Origin of the sequence: Fructilactobacillus hinvesii, from assembly GCF_024029435.1 — a bacterium.
In the GTDB taxonomy this organism is placed as follows: domain Bacteria; phylum Bacillota; class Bacilli; order Lactobacillales; family Lactobacillaceae; genus Fructilactobacillus; species Fructilactobacillus hinvesii.
Map to the genome: position 1 here is coordinate 231,681 of NZ_CP097118.1, position 18,367 is coordinate 250,047.

General features: G+C 45.2%; 11 protein-coding genes, 2 tRNA genes and 3 rRNA genes. 1 reads left to right on the top strand and 15 read right to left on the bottom strand.

Features of this window, described 5'->3' with window-relative positions; translation table 11 throughout:
- Nucleotides 1–5: 5 nt before the first annotated feature.
- The 8 genes from M3M39_RS01105 to M3M39_RS01140 all read right to left on the bottom strand — a co-directional run bounded on the left by M3M39_RS01105 (nucleotide 6) and on the right by M3M39_RS01140 (nucleotide 10,764).
- Nucleotides 6–1,085 (bottom strand): carbamoyl phosphate synthase small subunit, encoded by a 1,080-nt coding sequence (locus M3M39_RS01105; RefSeq protein WP_252797405.1) that lies wholly within the window; start codon nucleotides 1,083–1,085, stop codon nucleotides 6–8.
- A gap of 261 nt (nucleotides 1,086–1,346) precedes the next feature.
- Nucleotides 1,347–2,636 (bottom strand): cation:dicarboxylate symporter family transporter, encoded by a 1,290-nt coding sequence (locus tag M3M39_RS01110; protein WP_252797406.1) that lies wholly within the window; start codon nucleotides 2,634–2,636, stop codon nucleotides 1,347–1,349.
- Nucleotides 2,637–2,750: 114 nt separating this feature from the next.
- A 5S ribosomal RNA gene (gene rrf / locus M3M39_RS01115) occupies nucleotides 2,751–2,867 on the bottom strand.
- A 70-nt stretch (nucleotides 2,868–2,937) separates the two neighbouring features.
- Nucleotides 2,938–5,853 (bottom strand): 23S ribosomal RNA (locus M3M39_RS01120).
- A gap of 169 nt (nucleotides 5,854–6,022) precedes the next feature.
- A tRNA-Ala gene (locus M3M39_RS01125) sits at nucleotides 6,023–6,095 on the bottom strand.
- 32 nt (nucleotides 6,096–6,127) lie between these two features.
- Nucleotides 6,128–6,202, bottom strand: a tRNA-Ile gene (locus M3M39_RS01130).
- An 87-nt stretch (nucleotides 6,203–6,289) separates the two neighbouring features.
- Nucleotides 6,290–7,865 (bottom strand): 16S ribosomal RNA (locus tag M3M39_RS01135).
- Together the 16S, 23S and 5S rRNA genes with 2 tRNA genes alongside form the textbook arrangement of a ribosomal RNA operon.
- A 364-nt stretch (nucleotides 7,866–8,229) precedes the next feature.
- Entirely contained in the window at nucleotides 8,230–10,764 is a 2,535-nt protein-coding gene (locus tag M3M39_RS01140; RefSeq protein ID WP_252797407.1) for a M1 family metallopeptidase, read from the bottom strand.
- Between the two features lie 149 nt (nucleotides 10,765–10,913).
- Here M3M39_RS01140 and M3M39_RS01145 point away from each other — a divergent pair, with 149 nt between their 5' ends.
- Complete coding sequence (locus M3M39_RS01145) at nucleotides 10,914–12,107, top strand: MFS transporter (protein ID WP_252797408.1); 1,194 nt, start codon at nucleotides 10,914–10,916, stop codon at nucleotides 12,105–12,107.
- A gap of 57 nt (nucleotides 12,108–12,164) precedes the next feature.
- On the opposite strand, the gene M3M39_RS01150 is transcribed toward M3M39_RS01145, so the two are convergent.
- The 7 genes from M3M39_RS01150 to rlmH form a co-directional block, all read right to left on the bottom strand.
- Complete coding sequence (locus M3M39_RS01150; protein ID WP_252797409.1) at nucleotides 12,165–12,323, bottom strand: hypothetical protein; 159 nt, start codon at nucleotides 12,321–12,323, stop codon at nucleotides 12,165–12,167.
- A 48-nt stretch (nucleotides 12,324–12,371) separates the two neighbouring features.
- Complete coding sequence (locus M3M39_RS01155) at nucleotides 12,372–13,154, bottom strand: sulfite exporter TauE/SafE family protein (protein WP_252797410.1); 783 nt, start codon at nucleotides 13,152–13,154, stop codon at nucleotides 12,372–12,374.
- Nucleotides 13,155–13,274: 120 nt separating this feature from the next.
- On the bottom strand, nucleotides 13,275–13,439 hold the full coding sequence (locus M3M39_RS01160; RefSeq protein ID WP_252797411.1) for a hypothetical protein: 165 nt from the start codon (nucleotides 13,437–13,439) through the stop codon (nucleotides 13,275–13,277).
- 393 nt (nucleotides 13,440–13,832) lie between these two features.
- The gene (spxB, locus tag M3M39_RS01165; RefSeq protein ID WP_252797412.1) at nucleotides 13,833–15,653 is read right to left on the bottom strand and encodes a pyruvate oxidase; all 1,821 of its coding nucleotides are present in this window, start codon (nucleotides 15,651–15,653) and stop codon (nucleotides 13,833–13,835) included.
- 131 nt (nucleotides 15,654–15,784) lie between these two features.
- A complete protein-coding gene (locus tag M3M39_RS01170) occupies nucleotides 15,785–16,546 on the bottom strand; it encodes a YibE/F family protein (protein WP_252797413.1) in 762 nt (253 codons plus the stop codon).
- Nucleotides 16,543–17,658 (bottom strand): YibE/F family protein, encoded by a 1,116-nt coding sequence (locus M3M39_RS01175; RefSeq protein WP_252797414.1) that lies wholly within the window; start codon nucleotides 17,656–17,658, stop codon nucleotides 16,543–16,545. The genes M3M39_RS01170 and M3M39_RS01175 overlap by 4 nt, the downstream gene beginning before the upstream one ends.
- A gap of 16 nt (nucleotides 17,659–17,674) precedes the next feature.
- Nucleotides 17,675–18,154, bottom strand: coding sequence for a 23S rRNA (pseudouridine(1915)-N(3))-methyltransferase RlmH (rlmH, locus tag M3M39_RS01180; RefSeq protein WP_252797415.1), 480 nt, complete (start codon nucleotides 18,152–18,154; stop codon nucleotides 17,675–17,677).
- Nucleotides 18,155–18,367: the final 213 nt, after the last annotated feature.

The following is an 18,367-nucleotide window of genomic DNA, read 5'->3' on the forward strand; positions in this document are numbered from 1 at the left end:
TTTCTCTATTTTTGCACCTGATTTTGATCAATTAGGTTCATAAATTCATCAAACAAGTAGTCAGCATCGTGAGGACCAGGCGCAGCATCCGGGTGAAATTGAGCGGAAAAGGCTGGTAACGTCTTGTGCCGCAAGCCTTCCACACAATGATCATTAATTTCTTCTAAGAGCACCTGCAAATCCGTTTGCGCAACTGAATCCCGTTCTACCATGTATCCATGATTTTGCGATGTGAAGTCAATCCGACCAGTTTCTAGGTTTTTCACGGGATGATTGAAACCTCGGTGACCAAATTTCATTTTCGTAGTGGTAGCTCCGTTTGCTAGGGCAAACAGTTGGTGGCCCATGCAAATTCCTAATAAAGGATACTTTTGTTCCACGGTTCTAATCATTGCCAGGGTTTCTTCGGGCAATGCCGTTGGATCCCCTGGTCCGTTCGTTAGTAAAACTCCATCTGGATAAACGTCTTCCACGTCTTGCACCGTTGCCGTCGGTGGTAAGACAACCACGTCACAGTCTCGTTTGGACAGTTCTCGTAAAATGGAATACTTCAAACCAAAGTCAATCACCGCAATCCGCCGTCCTGTAGCTGGAGCAGAGTAAGCGTTGTGTGTTGCACTTTCTTCAATCGCATGAGGATTTCTCGACCATTGCTGGAGCTTAGCCATCGTTTGTTCGGTAACTTCGTTTACCAAGGCCACTTTCATTGCCCCTTGTTCCCGAATGTGTCGGGTCACAGCCCGCGTGTCAATGTCGCTAATTCCGGGAATGTCGTGCTGTGCTAAATAATCAGATAGAGACATCGTCATGCGCCAGTTAGTCGTCCGACGGGCAATTTCTCGCACCACGACACCTTTACAGGTCGGGACCTGCGATTCTAAGTTATCCCGGTTAACCCCGTAGTTACCGATTAACGGGTTCGTAAACATCAAAATTTCATCATTATAAGACTGGTCTGTAATGGATTGCTGATAACCAGACATTCCGGTACTAAAGACCAATTCCCCAACGCTATCACGACTGCCCCCAAAAGCCGTCCCGGTGTAAATCGTGCCGTCTTCTAAAACTAAATACCGTGCTGTCACAAGAAGTCCTCCCTTGTCATTTTGCAATAAAAAAAGCCACTCACCGTTCACCGGGAGTAGCTAAATTGAAGTCAAAATGATGTTAAACGTCAATTGGTTTCTCTCCGGAAACGATTAATTGATTGGAACCGTTCGCTAGTACTCGTTGCCTGATTAGTTTCACGGAACTAACTTACAAACAACTAATTACGTACTAGCTTATTTGATTATTTAATTTCTCTAAGCATATCATCACAGCTTAAAATGTCAAACATTGTTTTACTAAGAGGCCTGTTTGGTTTTGATCTTTTGGTAGTAGGTGGCCGCTTTGTGGGCATCAAATTCGTGTTCCGAACTGCCAATCACAACCGTTGCTAACGAATTGCCGACCACGTTCACGGCCGTCCGCCCCATGTCCACAAAACGGTCGATTCCAGCAATAAAGGTTAACCCTGACATGGGCACCCCAATGGTTGAAACGGTGGCTAATAATACCACGAATGATGCTCCGGGAACTCCAGCCATTCCCTTTGATGTAATCATCAACACAATCATCAGGGTAATTTGTTGCCCTAACGACAGGTGAATGTTGTAAGCCTGGGCTAAGAAAAGCGCCGCAATTGATTGGTAAATTGCAGAACCATCCAAGTTAAACGTGTACCCCGTGGGAATTACAAACGAGACAATCGAAGGACTCACCCCAAAGTGATCCATTTTTTCAATCATCTTGGGCATAACGGCTTCGGAACTAGCGGTAGAAAAGGCCAAGACAATCTCATTTTTAATGACAACCAATAATTCGTGCAGCTTAAAGTGACACAGGCGCGCCACAATTCCCATCACGATTAAGACAAAGAAAATCATGGTAAGGTATACCAATAACACAAAGTACCCCAACGGGAGTAAGGCTCCAATTCCAAGTTCTGCTAACGTAACTCCAATTAAGGCACAAACTCCAATGGGCGCTAAATGCATAACCCAGTTTGTAATTTTAAACATAACTTGGGAAACGGCGTTCATAAAGTCAACGATGACCTGCCCCCGTTCTCCAATGGCTGCCGTTCCTAATCCAAAGAAGACCGAGAAGACAATCACCGGCATCATGTCTCCCTTACTCAACGAGCCAAAGATATTAGTCGGAATTAAGCCAATTAACATTGACCAAAGGCCTTCGTTTTTAGAATGTTGGGCAGTAGATACATACTTACTAATGTCTACGGAAGAGTGCATAGCGTGAACGTTAATAAAAGAGCCCGGATGCGCTAGATTAGCCACCACTAATCCAATGATAATGGCAACGGTGGTCATTAATTCAAAGTAAATTAGAGTTTTGCCCCCAATTCGCCCCACCTTCTTAATGTCACCCATACTAGCAATCCCGACGGTTAAACACGAGACCACAATTGGCATAACAATCATTTGAATCAGGCTGATAAACATGGTTCCGATGCTCTGCATTGCGGTAATGGCCGTTTGGTTCTTATAAAACACGACCCCTAGGACAATCCCGAGCAATAGGCCTAACATAATTTGCCAGCCTAATGTAATCCGAAAAAAACGTTTCTCTTTCATCATTTGAGCTCCTTTATTCTGAACAATCATTTCGATTATACAACAGTTAGTTAGCTTTTCCAAAAGAGCATAAAAAAAGCACTTTCGAATTGCTTCGAAAGTGCCTTCCGGTTTGCGTGGCAACGTCCTATCCTCGCAGGGGGCGATCCCCCAACTACTTTTGGCGTGCTAAAGCTTAACTACTGTGTTCGGCATGGGAACAGGTGTATCCTTTAGGCTATCGCCACCACACTCTGAGTGAACTTCGTTCCCTCAAAACTAGCTAATATTATTTTCTTCCGATTTTACCACTGCTCTTTACTTGGTTAAGTCCTCGACTGATTAGTATTAGTCCGCTTCACGTATCGCTACGCTTCCACTTCTAACCTATCGACCTGATCATCTTTCAGGAGTCTTACTTCCATAAAGGAATGGGAAATCTCATCTTGAGGCGAGTTTCACACTTAGATGCTTTCAGCGTTTATCTCATCCATACATAGCTACTCAGCAGTGCGCCTGGCGGCGCAACTGATACACCAGCGGTATGTCCATCCCGGTCCTCTCGTACTAGGGACAGCTCCTCTCAAATTTCCTGCGCCCGCGACGGATAGGGACCGAACTGTCTCACGACGTTCTGAACCCAGCTCGCGTACCGCTTTAATGGGCGAACAGCCCAACCCTTGGGACCAACTACAGCCCCAGGATGCGATGAGCCGACATCGAGGTGCCAAACCTCCCCGTCGATGTGAACTCTTGGGGGAGATAAGCCTGTTATCCCCAGGGTAGCTTTTATCCGTTGAGCGATGGCCCTTCCATACGGTACCACCGGATCACTAAGTCCGACTTTCGTCCCTGCTCGACTAGTCAGTCTCGCAGTCAAGCTTGCTTCTGCCTTTACACTTACAGAATGATTTCCAACCATTCTAAGCAAACCTTTGAGCGCCTCCGTTACTATTTAGGAGGCGACCGCCCCAGTCAAACTGCCAACCAGACACTGTCTCCGAGCACGATTAGTGCTCAGGGTTAGAGTGTTCACATAGCAAGGGTAGTATCCCACGGGTGCCTCCACCGAGACTAGCGTCCCGGTTTCAATGGCTCCTACCTATCCTGTACAAGCTATGTAAACACCCAATATCAAGCTACAGTAAAGCTCCATGGGGTCTTTCCGTCCTGTCGCGGGTAACCTGCTTCTTCACAGGTATCTTAATTTCACCGAGTCTCTCGTTGAGACAGTACTCAAATCGTTACGCCTTTCGTGCGGGTCGGAACTTACCCGACAAGGAATTTCGCTACCTTAGGACCGTTATAGTTACGGCCGCCGTTTACTGGGGCTTCATTTCGAGGCGTCGCCGAAGCTAACCTTTCCACTTAACCTTCCAGCACCGGGCAGGCGTCAGCCCATATACTTCATCTTACGATTTTGCATAAACCTGTGTTTTTGATAAACAGTCGTTTGAGTCTCTTCACTGCGGCTGACCTGACGGTCAGCACCCCTTCTTCCGAAGTTACGGGGTCATTTTGCCGAGTTCCTTAACGAGAGTTCTCTCGCTCACCTGAGGATCCTCTCCTCGACTACCTGTGTCGGTTTGCGGTACGGGTAGTTAATTACTAACTAGAAGCTTTTCTCGGCAGCGTGACATCAGTTGCTTCTCTACTTTAATTTCGATCCTCATCAGCGCTTGTCAACCCGGTCAGAAGCATTTCACTCCTGACCTGACTTACGCTTTAAACATCCCTTTCCAACCGGATGCTCAACTTAGCCTTCTGCGTCCCTCCATCGTTCAAACATAATTAACTAGTACAGGAATCTCAACCTGTTATCCATCGCCTACGCTTCTCAGCCTCGGCTTAGGTCCCGACTAACCCTGGGTGGACGAGCCTTCCCCAGGAAACCTTAGTCATTCGGTGGACCAGATTCTCACTGGCCTTTCGCTACTCATACCGGCATTCTCACTTCTAAGCGCTCCAACAGTCCTTGCGGTCTGCCTTCATTGCCCTTAGAACGCTCTCCTATCACGCAACGTAGTTGCGTCCGCAGTCTCGGTAATATGCTTAGCCCCGGTAAATTTTCGGCGCAGAATCACTCGACTAGTGAGCTATTACGCACTCTTTAAATGGTGGCTGCTTCTGAGCCAACATCCTAGTTGTCTAAGCAACTCCACTTCCTTTTCCACTTAGCATATATTTAGGGACCTTAACTGGCGGTCTGGGCTGTTCCCCTTTCGACGATGGATCTTATCACTCATCGTCTGACTCCCGGACATAAATCAATGGTATTCGGAGTTTATCTGAACTCAGTAATCCAAGACGGACCCCTTGCTCAAACAGTGGCTCTACCTCCATGATTCTAATTCCGAGGCTAGCCCTAAAGCTATTTCGGAGAGAACCAGCTATCTCCAAGTTCGTTTGGAATTTCACCGCTATCCACACCTCATCCCAGCACTTTTCAACGTACACGGGTTCGGACCTCCGGTGCGTATTACCGCACTTTCATCCTGGACATGGATAGATCACCTGGTTTCGGGTCTACGGCAACATACTAATTCGCCCTCTTAAGACTCGCTTTCGCTGCGGCTCCGCTTTTTCGGCTTAACCTTGCATGCAACTGTAACTCGCCGGTTCATTCTACAAGAGGCACGCCATCACCCCTTAACGGGCTCTGACTGCTTGTAGGCACATGGTTGCAGGAACTATTTCACTCCCCTTCCGGGGTGCTTTTCACCTTTCCCTCACGGTACTGGTTCACTATCGGTCACTAGGGAGTATTTAGCCTTGGGAGATGGTCCTCCCGGATTCCGACGCCGTTTCACGTGTGGCGCCGTACTCAGGATCCTGAACTGAGGGAATTCAATTTCGCTTACGAGACTATCACTCTCTTTGGTGCAGCTTCCCAACTGCTTCAGCTATCGAATTCTTTTGTAACTCAAATGTTCAGTCCTACAACCCCGAACCACGAAGGTTCGGTTTGGGCTATTCCCAGTTCGCTCGCCGCTACTTTGGGAATCGAAATTTCTTTATCTTCCTGTGGGTACTTAGATGTTTCAGTTCCCCACGTTTACCTCTACGTAGCTATGAATTCACTACGCAGTGATTAGTCATCACACTAATCGAGTTTCCTCATTCGGAAATCTCCGGATCACAGCTTACTTACAGCTCCCCGAAGCATATCGGTGTTAGTTCCGTCCTTCATCGGCTCCTAGTACCAAGGCATTCACCATGCGCCCTTTCTAACTTAACCTATAATCCTACGGATTATAAATTATTGAGTTTAGCGATTAAACACATTAAAAAACTCAAATTACACAATGGTTTTCTCGGTTAAAATTATATCAATCAATATAATTCTTACAGAAAATAATATTATCTAGTTTTCAAAGAACCAAGTGGTACTAACTAATTAGTACCAATGGAGAATAGCGGGATCGAACCGCTGACCTCCTGCTTGCAAAGCAGGTGCTCTCCCAGCTGAGCTAATTCCCCAAAATTCAATTATCATGCCGAAACGTCGGCGATGGGCCTAAGTGGACTCGAACCACCGACCTCACGCTTATCAGGCGTGCGCTCTAAACCAGCTGAGCTATAGGCCCAAAAAGCGCAGATAGTAACTTATGAGAGCAGTTCTCTCAAAACTAAACAAGACTTTGATCGGTGTAAGGTTCCGTATTATTCCTTAGAAAGGAGGTGATCCAGCCGCAGGTTCTCCTACGGCTACCTTGTTACGACTTCACCCTAATCATCTGTCCCACCTTAGGCGGCGGACTCCAAAAGGTTATCCAACCGACTTTGGGTGTTACAAACTCTCATGGTGTGACGGGCGGTGTGTACAAGACCCGGGAACGTATTCACCGTGGCATGCTGATCCACGATTACTAGCGATTCCAACTTCATGCAGGCGAGTTGCAGCCTGCAATCCGAACTGAGAACGGCTTTAAGAGATTAGCTTGACCTCGCGGTTTCGCAACTCGTTGTACCGTCCATTGTAGCACGTGTGTAGCCCAGGTCATAAGGGGCATGATGATTTGACGTCATCCCCACCTTCCTCCGGTTTATCACCGGCAGTCTCTCTAGAGTGCCCAACTGAATGCTGGCAACTAAAGACAAGGGTTGCGCTCGTTGCGGGACTTAACCCAACATCTCACGACACGAGCTGACGACAACCATGCACCACCTGTCATTCTGCCCCCGAAGGGGACACCTAATCTCTTAGGCTAACAGAAGATGTCAAGACCTGGTAAGGTTCTTCGCGTAGCATCGAATTAAACCACATGCTCCACCGCTTGTGCGGGTCCCCGTCAATTCCTTTGAGTTTCAACCTTGCGGTCGTACTCCCCAGGCGGAATGCTTAATGCGTTAGCTTCGGCACTGGGAGGCGGAAACCTCTCAACACCTAGCATTCATCGTTTACGGCATGGACTACCAGGGTATCTAATCCTGTTTGCTACCCATGCTTTCGAGCCTCAGCGTCAGATACAGACTAGACAGCCGCCTTCGCCACTGGTGTTCCTTCATATATCTACGCATTTCACCGCTACACATGAAGTTCCACTGTCCTCTCCTGCACTCAAGTTTCCCAGTTTCCGATGCACTTCTTCGGTTAAGCCGAAGGCTTTCACATCAGACTTAAAAAACCGCCTGCGCTCGCTTTACGCCCAATAAATCCGGACAACGTTTGCCACCTACGTATTACCGCGGCTGCTGGCACGTAGTTAGCCGTGACTTTCTGGTTAGATACCGTCACGCCGTGAGCAGTTACTCTCACAGTCGTTCTTCTCTAACAACAGAGTTTTACGAGCCGAAACCCTTCTTCACTCACGCGGCGTTGCTCCATCAGACTTGCGTCCATTGTGGAAGATTCCCTACTGCTGCCTCCCGTAGGAGTATGGGCCGTGTCTCAGTCCCATTGTGGCAGATTACCCTCTCAGGTCTGCTACGTATCATCGCCTTGGTGAGCTATTATCTCACCAACTAGCTAATACGCCGCGGGTCCATCCAAAAGCACTAGCACCAAGGCCAGCTTTCAAACTAAAACCAGGCGGTTTTAGTTGTTATACGGTATTAGCATCTGTTTCCAGGTGTTATCCCCTACTTCTGGGCAGGTTACCCACGTGTTACTCACCAGTTCGCCACTCGGTCCGATCTAAAGTCAACTCAGTGCAAGCACGTCATATCATTTAGGAGACCTCGTTCGACTTGCATGTATTAGGCACGCCGCCAACGTTCGTCCTGAGCCAGGATCAAACTCTCATTTTAAATGAGAACTTTACTAGCTCTACTTTATTTGTTAATTAAGCGAATTGACTTCGCAAATGTTTAATTTTTAAACACTAGTTTAAAAATTCCTTACACTTTTTGTAATCAAAATCTTGTTCAGTTTTCAAAGAACTACTTCAGCACTCTTCAGCGCACAAATAATAATATCTCGTTTGAGCAATCATGTCAAGCACTTATTTAAATTTAAATCAAATAAATGAAACTCAAATTGCATCGCTCGTAACGAACATGTTTAACTATACTGTCTCTATTTATGAATGTCAATACTTTTAGTCAAAAAAAGTCAAAAAAAGAGCGACCGAATCCAATTCCAGGTTTGGTCGCTCTTACAATGATTTAATTTTTAAACGTTGGCACTTAATGCTTGTAAGACATCAGCTTGTTCTGACATCACTAAGTCTACTTTACCGGCAATGGTCCGCACGTCCATCTTAATTTCTCGTGCTAATCCAGGCGTCCCTAATTTTGGTTCAAAGAACGCTTTAAATTCTGCTAATCGTTCCGGAGTATGGAAGATGTTAGCAGTAACCGTAATAAAGGTAGCAAATTCCATGTCACCACCAACGGTTGCTTCCAACCAATCCCATTCCTTGCGAATCCAATCCCAAGCAACTTGTTGGTTTAACTCATTAGCTAATAATCCCCGGTACCAAGCACGCAGGTCCTGTGGCTTAATCACATCAGCATTTTCAAATTGACCGACTAACCGTTCTGCTAACTGTGGATCCGTTACCTGTGGAAGGGCAACCGCTAAGTCGTCTCGGTAGTTAACTTCACTAGTCGTAGCATAATCGTGTAACAACTGGTCAAAGAGTTCTGAGCTGCCATAATTTTGTACTTCATTTTTCAAAATCAAAGCCCGTACATCAGCCGGCAGTTTTACTAAGCGATCTTGGTACTCAGTAAATAATGCATGCGCTTTTTCAATCACAGCTGGAGTTTGTGCATACAGAGCAGCATTAAAGACGATTGGACGAATCTTTTGGTCGTCGTTCGTTTCTCCAGCTCGTGGAACTAATCCCAAGCGTTCAATGTTGGCGCTCACGAGTTCCCCAAAGAATTCACGCAGTTCTTGCTCTGCTGGCGTTCCCGGCGTCACAAACATCTTCAGTGAGTTCGCAATCGTGTATAGTTCCGCATTGACAATGGAAGACTGGCTTGCAGCAAATTGCCGTAACAATGGCAGTAAGCGCGCATAAGAAACTCGTTGTGCACTGGCCAATAACCGTAAGTCTTGTAACAATTGGCGTTGATCAATGACCGATAAAGCGGAAACATGATCTAAAATATCATCTAATAAGGCTTGATCATATTGAACTACCACGTGGGAGTTGTTCCCCACGTTAACTCGGAACGGTTCTCCGGCTTCCTTGCGTAATGTTTGATAATCACCCAGCTTAATTTCCTTGTCCGCCATAATTTGTGGAGCAGCTTGGTAGTTTGCATCTAACGGAATCTGCCATTCGCGTCCTTGATCTTCACCGCCACCGATAAAGAATTGTTGTTGCTTCAAAGTCAATTGACCATCGTCAGCAACGGAAACAGAAATAACTGGGTACCCAGGTTGATCCAACCAGGAACTCATAATCTTGCCGATGTCTAAACCAGAGACATCACCAAGGGCCTTCCAGAGGTCTTTTCCTTCGGCGTTCCCATACTGGTGGTCAATAAAGTACTGCCGTAATCCCTGCCGCAGGGCATCGTCTCCTAAGAGAGCCCGTACCATCACAAGCATCCGCGCTCCCTTGGCGTAAACGATGGCACCATCAAAGAGAGCGTCAATTTCAGCCGGATCGTGAACTTCCACGTGGACTGATTGCACCCCATCCGTTGCATCACGCGAGAGCGCCATTGGAACTTCTGAAGTTTGGAACATTTCCCAAACCTTCCAGTCTGGTTGTAACGCGTCGATCGCCACGTATTCCATCATGTTAGCGAAACTCTCGTTTAACCACAAATCGTCCCACCACTTCATTGTTACTAAGTCACCGAACCATTGGTGAGCTAGTTCGTGGGCAATCACTGTAGCCACTAGTTCCTTCGTTTCCAGCGGAGTGTTATCGGGATCTAGCAGTAAATAAGCTTCCCGATAAGTAATCAGACCCCAGTTTTCCATGGCTCCCGCAGAAAAATCAGGTAAGGCTAACTGCCAGGAATGCGGAAGTGGGTAGGGAGTTTGGTAGAAGTCTTCGTAAAATTCAATGGAGCGTTTGGCAATGTCTAAAGCAAAGTCCAATTCCTTTGGTTGATGCGCTTTCGTTGCAAAAACCCCCACTTGAACCCCACTCTTAGTCGTCGTTAACTTGCTTTGCAAGTCACCAAAGGCAAAGGCCACTAGATACGTTGACATCTTCACCGTGGGTTTAAAGTAGTGCACTCCGTCTTCTACGTGATCCTCTGGCATGTTGGCCAAAACCGTTTCTCCAGCGTGTTCGTCAAACTTCAGTGCCAGAGTAAAAGTGGCCTTGGCTTCTGGTTCATCAATACCAGGAAAGGCCTGGCGGGCAAAGGTCGTTTCGAACTGAGTTCCCACCACCTGCTTCTTTTCGCCGTCAACTTCGTAATAAGATGGATAAATGCCCATCATGGTGTCTGTCAAAGGAGCTCTGTACTTAATTTCTAAGTCAACGTCTCCCGCTTCTGGCAAATCAATCCGAATTGCTTCGGCCTCGTTATCAGTGGTAAACGGAACTGCTGCTCCATTTGCCAACACTTGACTGACCTGTAAATCCTTTTGATTTACAGCCATGTGGGCTTGGCTGGCATGTCCATGAATTTTCGTTGTTCCTGTAATAGTCTTTTGTTCCCGGTTAACATCAATGAATAAATCATAGTGTTCTGGTTGGAACAAAGAATAAAACCGTTCAATTCCTGCCATTTCTTTTTCTCCTTTAAGATTTTAGTAAAATCATCTCCCTTAATTGTACACAATTTTCGGATTATTCGTAACCATTTTGTTTCTCAACACGACAAAAGTGCCGTATAATGATACTTTAGTAACTATTTTTATGTAAGTGAGGATTCATCATGAGCAAAGAAACCAGACGAGCCATCTATATTATCATTGCTGCCAACTTCATCATCTGTTTAGGCTGGAGCCTCGTCATTCCCGTCGAACCATTCATCAAGACAGAGTATCATCTAACGGCTGGGGAAATGGGAATGATGACCTCTCTGTTCGCCTTTACCCAGTTTCTTTTTTCGCCTGTGATTGGTCGAGTTTCCGATCGAATCGGTCGGGTTCCCATTTTAACCGCCGGACTATTACTGTATGCCCTCTCTGAGTTCATCTTCGCCCTTGCCGGCTCACTTTTGTGGTTTGATCTCTCCCGGCTCATTGGAGGAATTTCGGCTGCCATGGTGGGAACCACTTCAATGGCACTGGCAGCCGATCTCTCTAGTGAGCGCGAACGGGCCCGAGTCATCGGCTGGATTTCTGCAGCCTTTAGTGGGGGGCTCATCATCGGACCCGGAATTGGTGGAGTTCTTGCGAACCTTAGCTACAAAACCCCGTTCTGGTTCGCCGGTGTTTCTGGAATCATAGCCGCGCTAGTCTTTGTCCTCGGGATGCCTAGTCATGTCAAAGAGCGCAGTCACGGAAACGTTGTCGATGGCGTTTCTTTAACGGACAAGGGGCTCAAACGACTATTAAATAAATCCATCTTAACCCTCTTTTTCATGATTCTCGTCTCATCCTTTGGTCTCGCTGGATTTGAAAGCATCTACACCCTGTACGTCCACCAGGTCTTCCGCTTCTCCCTTAATCAAATCGCACTCGTACTAATTTTGAACGGCATTGGATCCCTCTTCTTACAGGTGGTGCTCTTCGACCGCTTGGTCAGTTGGGTCGGAGAAATTGGACTAACTCGGATCTGCTTTTTAATTAGTATGGCAGGAATCCTCTGGATGCTCTTTGCCCACACGGCCGTGGAAGTCATCGTGGCTACTTTATTAATCTTTTGCGCCTTCGACGTGCTCCGACCAGCGATTACCACCTTGTTAACCCGATTTGGCAAAAACAACCAAGGACTCATCAACGGAGTTAACATGTCGCTCACTAGCATTGGTAACATTGCTGGCCCCATTTTTGCCGGAACTTTAATGGATAAAAATCCCAGTCTGCCGTACTTAATCGTTGCCATTATCATGTTCTGCTCTGCCCTCATTACTTGGGTCGTCAGCCACGAAATGAAAACGGATAAAAACGTGCGCAGTAATTAATTTCAACTAAAAAAGCTTTTCTATGTAGAATAGAAAAGCTTTTTTAGTTACTCTCATTTATTTCCGATGCTCTAACGCACAAGCAATGCTGTGAGCTAACATCCCAAAGATCATCATGTACATGGATACCATCATACCCATGCCTTCTGGCATCATCACAAAAACAAAGAATGTAATGACCCAGTACAGGGATAATAACCAGTAAAATAACTTCATCAAGAATCCTCCTCGCGCAGATTATTTATATTCTAACATAGGTGCATTTTAAAAGTAAGCCTTGACAAATAAATCTGCAGCGAGTAAGAAAGCCGCAATCGCAATTAAAATCCGTAGCAACTTGATGTTAACGTGACGGACAATCTTTGGACCACAGTAACCCCCAATTAACAAACCAATGCCCAGCGGCAGCACTGCATGCCAGGCCACGGTCGTCGTCATGATAAAGTAAGCTGACGAACAAATGTTACATGCAAAGGTCATCACGTTTTTAACGGCGTTGTACTTAGCAAAACTTTCCCGGGTAATCACCGCTAAAATCGCTAAGAGTACCACTCCACCGGCGGCCCCAAAGTACCCAAGGTAACCACCCACTAATACAATTCCAAGGTAACTAGCCAAGGTTAGAACCTTGTGCCGCGTGGGATGCATTTCCGCACGCCGTAAGCGTTCTTCCTCTTTAAGCTCCTTCCCTCGTCCTGAAAGCAGGAGCATTACTCCAGCTACTAAGATAAAGAATGGCACGATCTTTTCAAAGGTCGAAGCAGGTGCCACTAATAAGAGGGCACTCCCGCTCACACTCCCAATGACAGCCAAAATGGTGTAACCTAAAGCCCGATGCCATTGACCGTGCAGTTCCTTCAGTGAAGCTGGAATGGCTCCTAAACCCGTGAAGATCAAGGAAACCGTGTTCGTGACGTTTGCAATTACCGGTGGAATCCCCACCATGAGGAGCGCTGGGTAGGAGGCAATTGATGCCAATCCGGCAATCGTCGCCATTAACCCCGCCACGATTCCAGCTGCTAGTAAAAAAATAAACTGTAAAACCATCTCAATTTCGACCCTTCTGTCCGATGTTCATGAACGTTTTCTAACTGCCATTATAGTATAAGTTCGTCCCCAGCCAAAGTGCCGTAAAAAAAGACCTCCCAGAATGGAGGTCTTTTTCCCTTAATTGCTCTCTGCATTAATCTCAATCACGTTGGTCAGCTGTTCCCTAATCTTTTGTTGCAAGTGGTGGGTCACCATCAATAATGTGATTGCTGGTTGGTGCACAAGTGTCGTTTCAATTTCTGTGGCCGTCTGCTCGTCTAAGGCCGCCGTACTTTCATCCATTAAAAAGATCTCTTTGCCAGTAATCAATCAAGCTAATCAAAATTGTAATATCCTTTGAAATTTATTATTTTAAAGATATTTATAAGTCACTCAAATAATGAAACAATGAAAATTATTTAAATTTATAAATGATATATAATGCAATAATTTTTTTAAATCTTCATTGTTGCTTTTAATTATTATAAACGAAATTAGCGATGTAATAATAAAACTAATTATAAACAACATAAAAAATTTTATTTCCTTTCTGAGATATTTGTATAATTTCTTATACAAATATTTTCTAATGCAAAAATAAAATTTTTATATTAATTATTTTTTATACAACCAACAAAAAACGCTCCCCAAATAATTTGGGGAGCGTTTTTATGGTTTTAGGAGGTCACTAGTTAATTAAAGTTGAACTCCGAATTCGTCAAAGTAGTGTTGTAACGGTAAGAGTTCTTCTCCATCGTAGATGGCAAATAATTCTTCAATCGTCTTTGCTTGTTGATCTGCTTTATCAATCCGGTAGTTTGGACTAACCGTTTCCGAAACCTTGCCGTCTTCAATCTTAACAACTAAGTCTTCTACTGGTAAGGCCCGTTTGTCGTTAATGATAATGTCGATCAAGAACGGACGACCTGCTTTAACGGCTTCGTTAGCTTGATCAAAGGCAGCTGGTAATTCAGCGTAGTTTGAAACCCGAACGGCGTCTAAGCCCATTGCTTTTGCAATTCCAGCAAAGTCTTGGGTCTGCAAGTCTAAGCCAAAGTATTGCATGGCGATGTCTTCTTGTTCACCCTTAATGAAGCTTAGGTCGCCATTTTGAGTCACGATGTTAATGATTGGTAACTTGTACTTAACTTCCGTAACTAAGTCCTGCATTACCATTGATAAAGCACCGTCACCAGCGATGTTAAAGACTTGCTTGTCAGGTTCGTCTAATTTAGCAGCAATTGCACCTGGAACTCCAGAGCCCATCGTTGCAAATAAGGCGGAAATAACCCACTTCATTTGGTCATTGAAGTTCAAGTATCTAAAGGTACTGATGATGTTGTCACCAACGTCAACTGAGTACACAGCATCTGGTTCAGAAATCCGGTTAATTTGTTTGTAAACTTGAGCCGGACTCAAGCTGTCAGCTTCACTGTCCATAATCTTCTTGATGTATTCTTTCCAGTTTTGCATGTCAGCGACAGCAGCTTTGAAGAATGGGCTTTCTGGAGCTGGTTCTGATTGATCCAAAGCCTTTTCCACAAACTTAGTGGCATCTGACCAGATGGCCAAGTCAGGAGCGTGGTGCCGACCTAATTGAATCGTGTTGTTATCAACTTGAATGTACTTAAAGTCATGGCTAGCGTAAACGCTGTTAGCAAAGGCAAAGTCTCCACCAATGGCAATTACTAAGTCAGAAGTAGCCAAAATTTCATCTGCCGGTTTAGAAGCAGCCCGGTTGGCAGTGCCAATGTTTCCTTCGTAACCTTTGTCAACGTAACCCTGAGCCAATCCATCCATGATTAACGGAATTTGGAGTTTCTTTGATAATTCGATTAACTTATCACCACCAGCTTTAATTCCACGACCAACGTGGATAACTGGACGTTTAGCATCCTTAACCATTGCTAAGAATTCGTTAACTTCTTCGTCAGTAGCAACTGGTTCTGGAGCTGGTTTAGCGTAAGTTGGAGCAGCTGAATCGTAACGAACGTCTGGAATTTCTGCAAATCCAAAGTCGTTTGGAATCACAACCACAGCCACACCCTTGTTAGCATATGCAGCGTGGATGGCTTGATCAACTACGTGTGGCAAGCTTTCCGGAGTCATTACTACTCGATCGTAAACAGAAACGTCTTCAAACATTGGTACTTCTGGGAATTCCTGGAAGTAGTCATAGTTCATGTTATTGTGGGCAACTTGACCAACTAATGCCAAAACGGGAACTTTATCTTCCTTAGCATCGTATAAACCGTTTAACAGGTTCACGGCACCAGGACCAGCAGACCCAAAGGCCACTCCAATGTGTCCGGTCAATTTAGCGTGCGCAGCGGCAGCTAAAGCACCAACTTGTTCGTGGCGAATTTGAATGTAGTTAATGTTGTCCTTTTCAACGTCCAAAGCGTGCAGAGTTGAGTTAATGGAACCACCTGGGTAACCAAAAACATCCTTAACTCCGTAGGCTTCGAGAACTTTCACCATGGCAACTGCAGCAGGAATCTTGTTTACATCTTTCATAATCCTTACCTCCATTTCATAACTTAAGTTTAGCACCGCTTGAAACCGCTTTCAAGGCTTAAACTCATTCTTTTACTTTTAATCAGTTCTAATGTAATCCCTTACTCAGTTTAATTGCAAAGAATTCGCTTTTAATTTTCTGCCACTTTTTTGTGCTTGCGGCGTAGCACCAGTCCAATGGTAACCGGAATCGTGAGAATCACGCCGATTGCCGAGATAATCGTCATTATGAACTCTGCTACAAAAATTTTATCGTTCAAAACCATCCCCAAGGTATAGTGCAAGCGAGCAAACCAGATGAAAAGCCCTAACAATCCGCCGTAAAATCCAAAGAATAACGTGTTAAAGGCCGTCCCCACAATTTCTTGTCCGACCCGCATTCCAGTGCTTTTTAATTGTTGATCACTAATCTTTTCATCATGATCTTCTAGTTCCACTAATCCGGTCGCAACGGCAACAGCCGCCTCAGCGATTGCCCCCAGACAGCTTAAAATGGTCATCGCGCAGGAAACGTCTAAAAAACGCACCCCCAACTGAAGCGACATCCCCTCTAAATCTTCCGTATTTTCCGGACCAAAGCCTTGAACCTGAGCCCAGTGTTCAACGGGAATAATTAATAAAATGACTAATCCGACTACAATCAGGGAGGTCACAAAGGCAATGTCAGCGTTACGACCCTGTTGATTCCCAAAGTAAATCGAAACCACCAGAATAATGACTGCGTTACACAACGTGACCACTAAGTATGGTATTCCCCACGAAATTAAGACTACGGAGAGAAACACCACGGCAAAGTTAAATAAAAGTCCTAGAAACGAAACAAACCCCTGTCGCCCACCAGCAAGCAGCATGGCAGCTAACAACACCAGCACTAAGGCACTAATCGTACTCATTTAATCACCTTCATTTCACAAATTCCGCCGGCTAACAATCCGGTAATGGGAACCGTTAACGCAATGCCAATCCCACTAATCAAACTCTGCACAATTCCCAACGACATAATCATAGAGTAAGAATAACCCCAGCTATTACCGTTCTTTAAGAACAACACCATCATTGGGAAGGTACTGGCCACAAAGATTAAAAACAACACGTTAATTAACGGACCCATAATGGAACGACCGATTTTACGGGCGTTGCCAAATAATTCTCCAAAGCGCATCATAGGCTTTTCTCGGTAAACGGCAAAGACACTCGAGGTAATGTCAGCAGAAAGATCCATAATCGCTCCTAGTGAACCGATCATGCTTCCCGCAAAGAACAACGGAAGGCGTTGTTGGGTCACATAATCCATCATTTCAAATTTCATTCCCCGTTGGTGGGTCAAATTAAGCACTATCCAAGCAATCAAAATAGCTGCCGCGGTTCCTAGAATCGTGGCAATAATTGCCACAACCGTTTCTTTCGAGCGACCAAAGATCAAGAGGGCCGTAACCACCGTGAAGACCACGGCTAAGCCAGAAAAGAGCAGGAACGGATTCCAGTTGGTCCGTACGTCTAATTCCACCACCACAAAAAAGAGTAAGGCATTCACGACCAAACTAAGTAACGCCATTGATCCGCGCACCTTCAAAATCAATAACAGCAAGCTGATGGTCAACCACAGCAAAAAGACCACCACGGTATCCCGCTTAAAACCATTAATGAGGCTAGCACTATGCTGTTTGGTCTTTCCACTTAGATGTAAAAAGACCTGTTGGCCTGGATGGTATTCCTGATCCGTGGCGTTCGATTCCGAAAACTGATTTTGGATTCGCAGGGTTTGCCCCCGTTTTCGCCCGTTTAAGATTTTGAGGGTCACCGTTTGATTTTGCTGGTAGTCCTCGTTTTTAAATTCATCGGTCGTTTTACTCCGCGGACCATTTTTCACTTGCTGCACCTCAGCCACCGTCTGACTATACAAAGGGGCATCATAGTGGGTTAGTAAAACGGCTACCATCCCGACGACTAAAACTACCAAGAGCCACCACCATTTAATCGTAATTTGGGGCTTAATTCTGCGCATGTTCCTTCCTTCTTTCTTACTTATGGTATGGACTGTTGCTATTAATCATAAAGGCGCGGTAAATCTGCTCACAAAGAACCACCCGCATTAATTGATGAGGCAACGTAAATTTTCCAAAGGATAACGAAAAGTCAGCTCGCTGCAAAACGGCTGGGGCTAACCCGAGTGACCCACCGATAATAAACGTGAGATCCGAATGACCATAAGTCGTTAAATCTTTGATTTGGGCCGCAAATGCTTCGGAAGTTAATTCCTTTCCTTTAATCGCGAGTGCAAACACAAACTCCCGATCACTAACCTTGGCCAGAATTCGGTCCCCCTCCTTCTCCATCACTTGTTCCATTTCAGCGGAACTTAAAGATTCCGGCGCTTTTTCGTCCCGAACCTCCACCAGCGAAAATTTACAAAAGCGCGAGAGGCGTTTTTCGTATTCTTTAATTGCAGCTGTAAAGTATTTTTCCTTGATTTTACCTACAACCACTACTTTGATGTTCATAACTCTCATCCTTTCAACAGGTTATCCCCAAAGTTATCCACAGAAAACCACAAATATTTTCCTTTCCTCACTTTTTTATCCATCTGTGATTAACTCCAATTTGTCAATAGCCTTTTTAGTTATCCACAATTCACACAGCAACATCTGTTCGTTAACCCAAGAAAAAAGGCTGTGAAACGTTGATATAGCAACCTTTTTAAAAAAGTAAAAAAT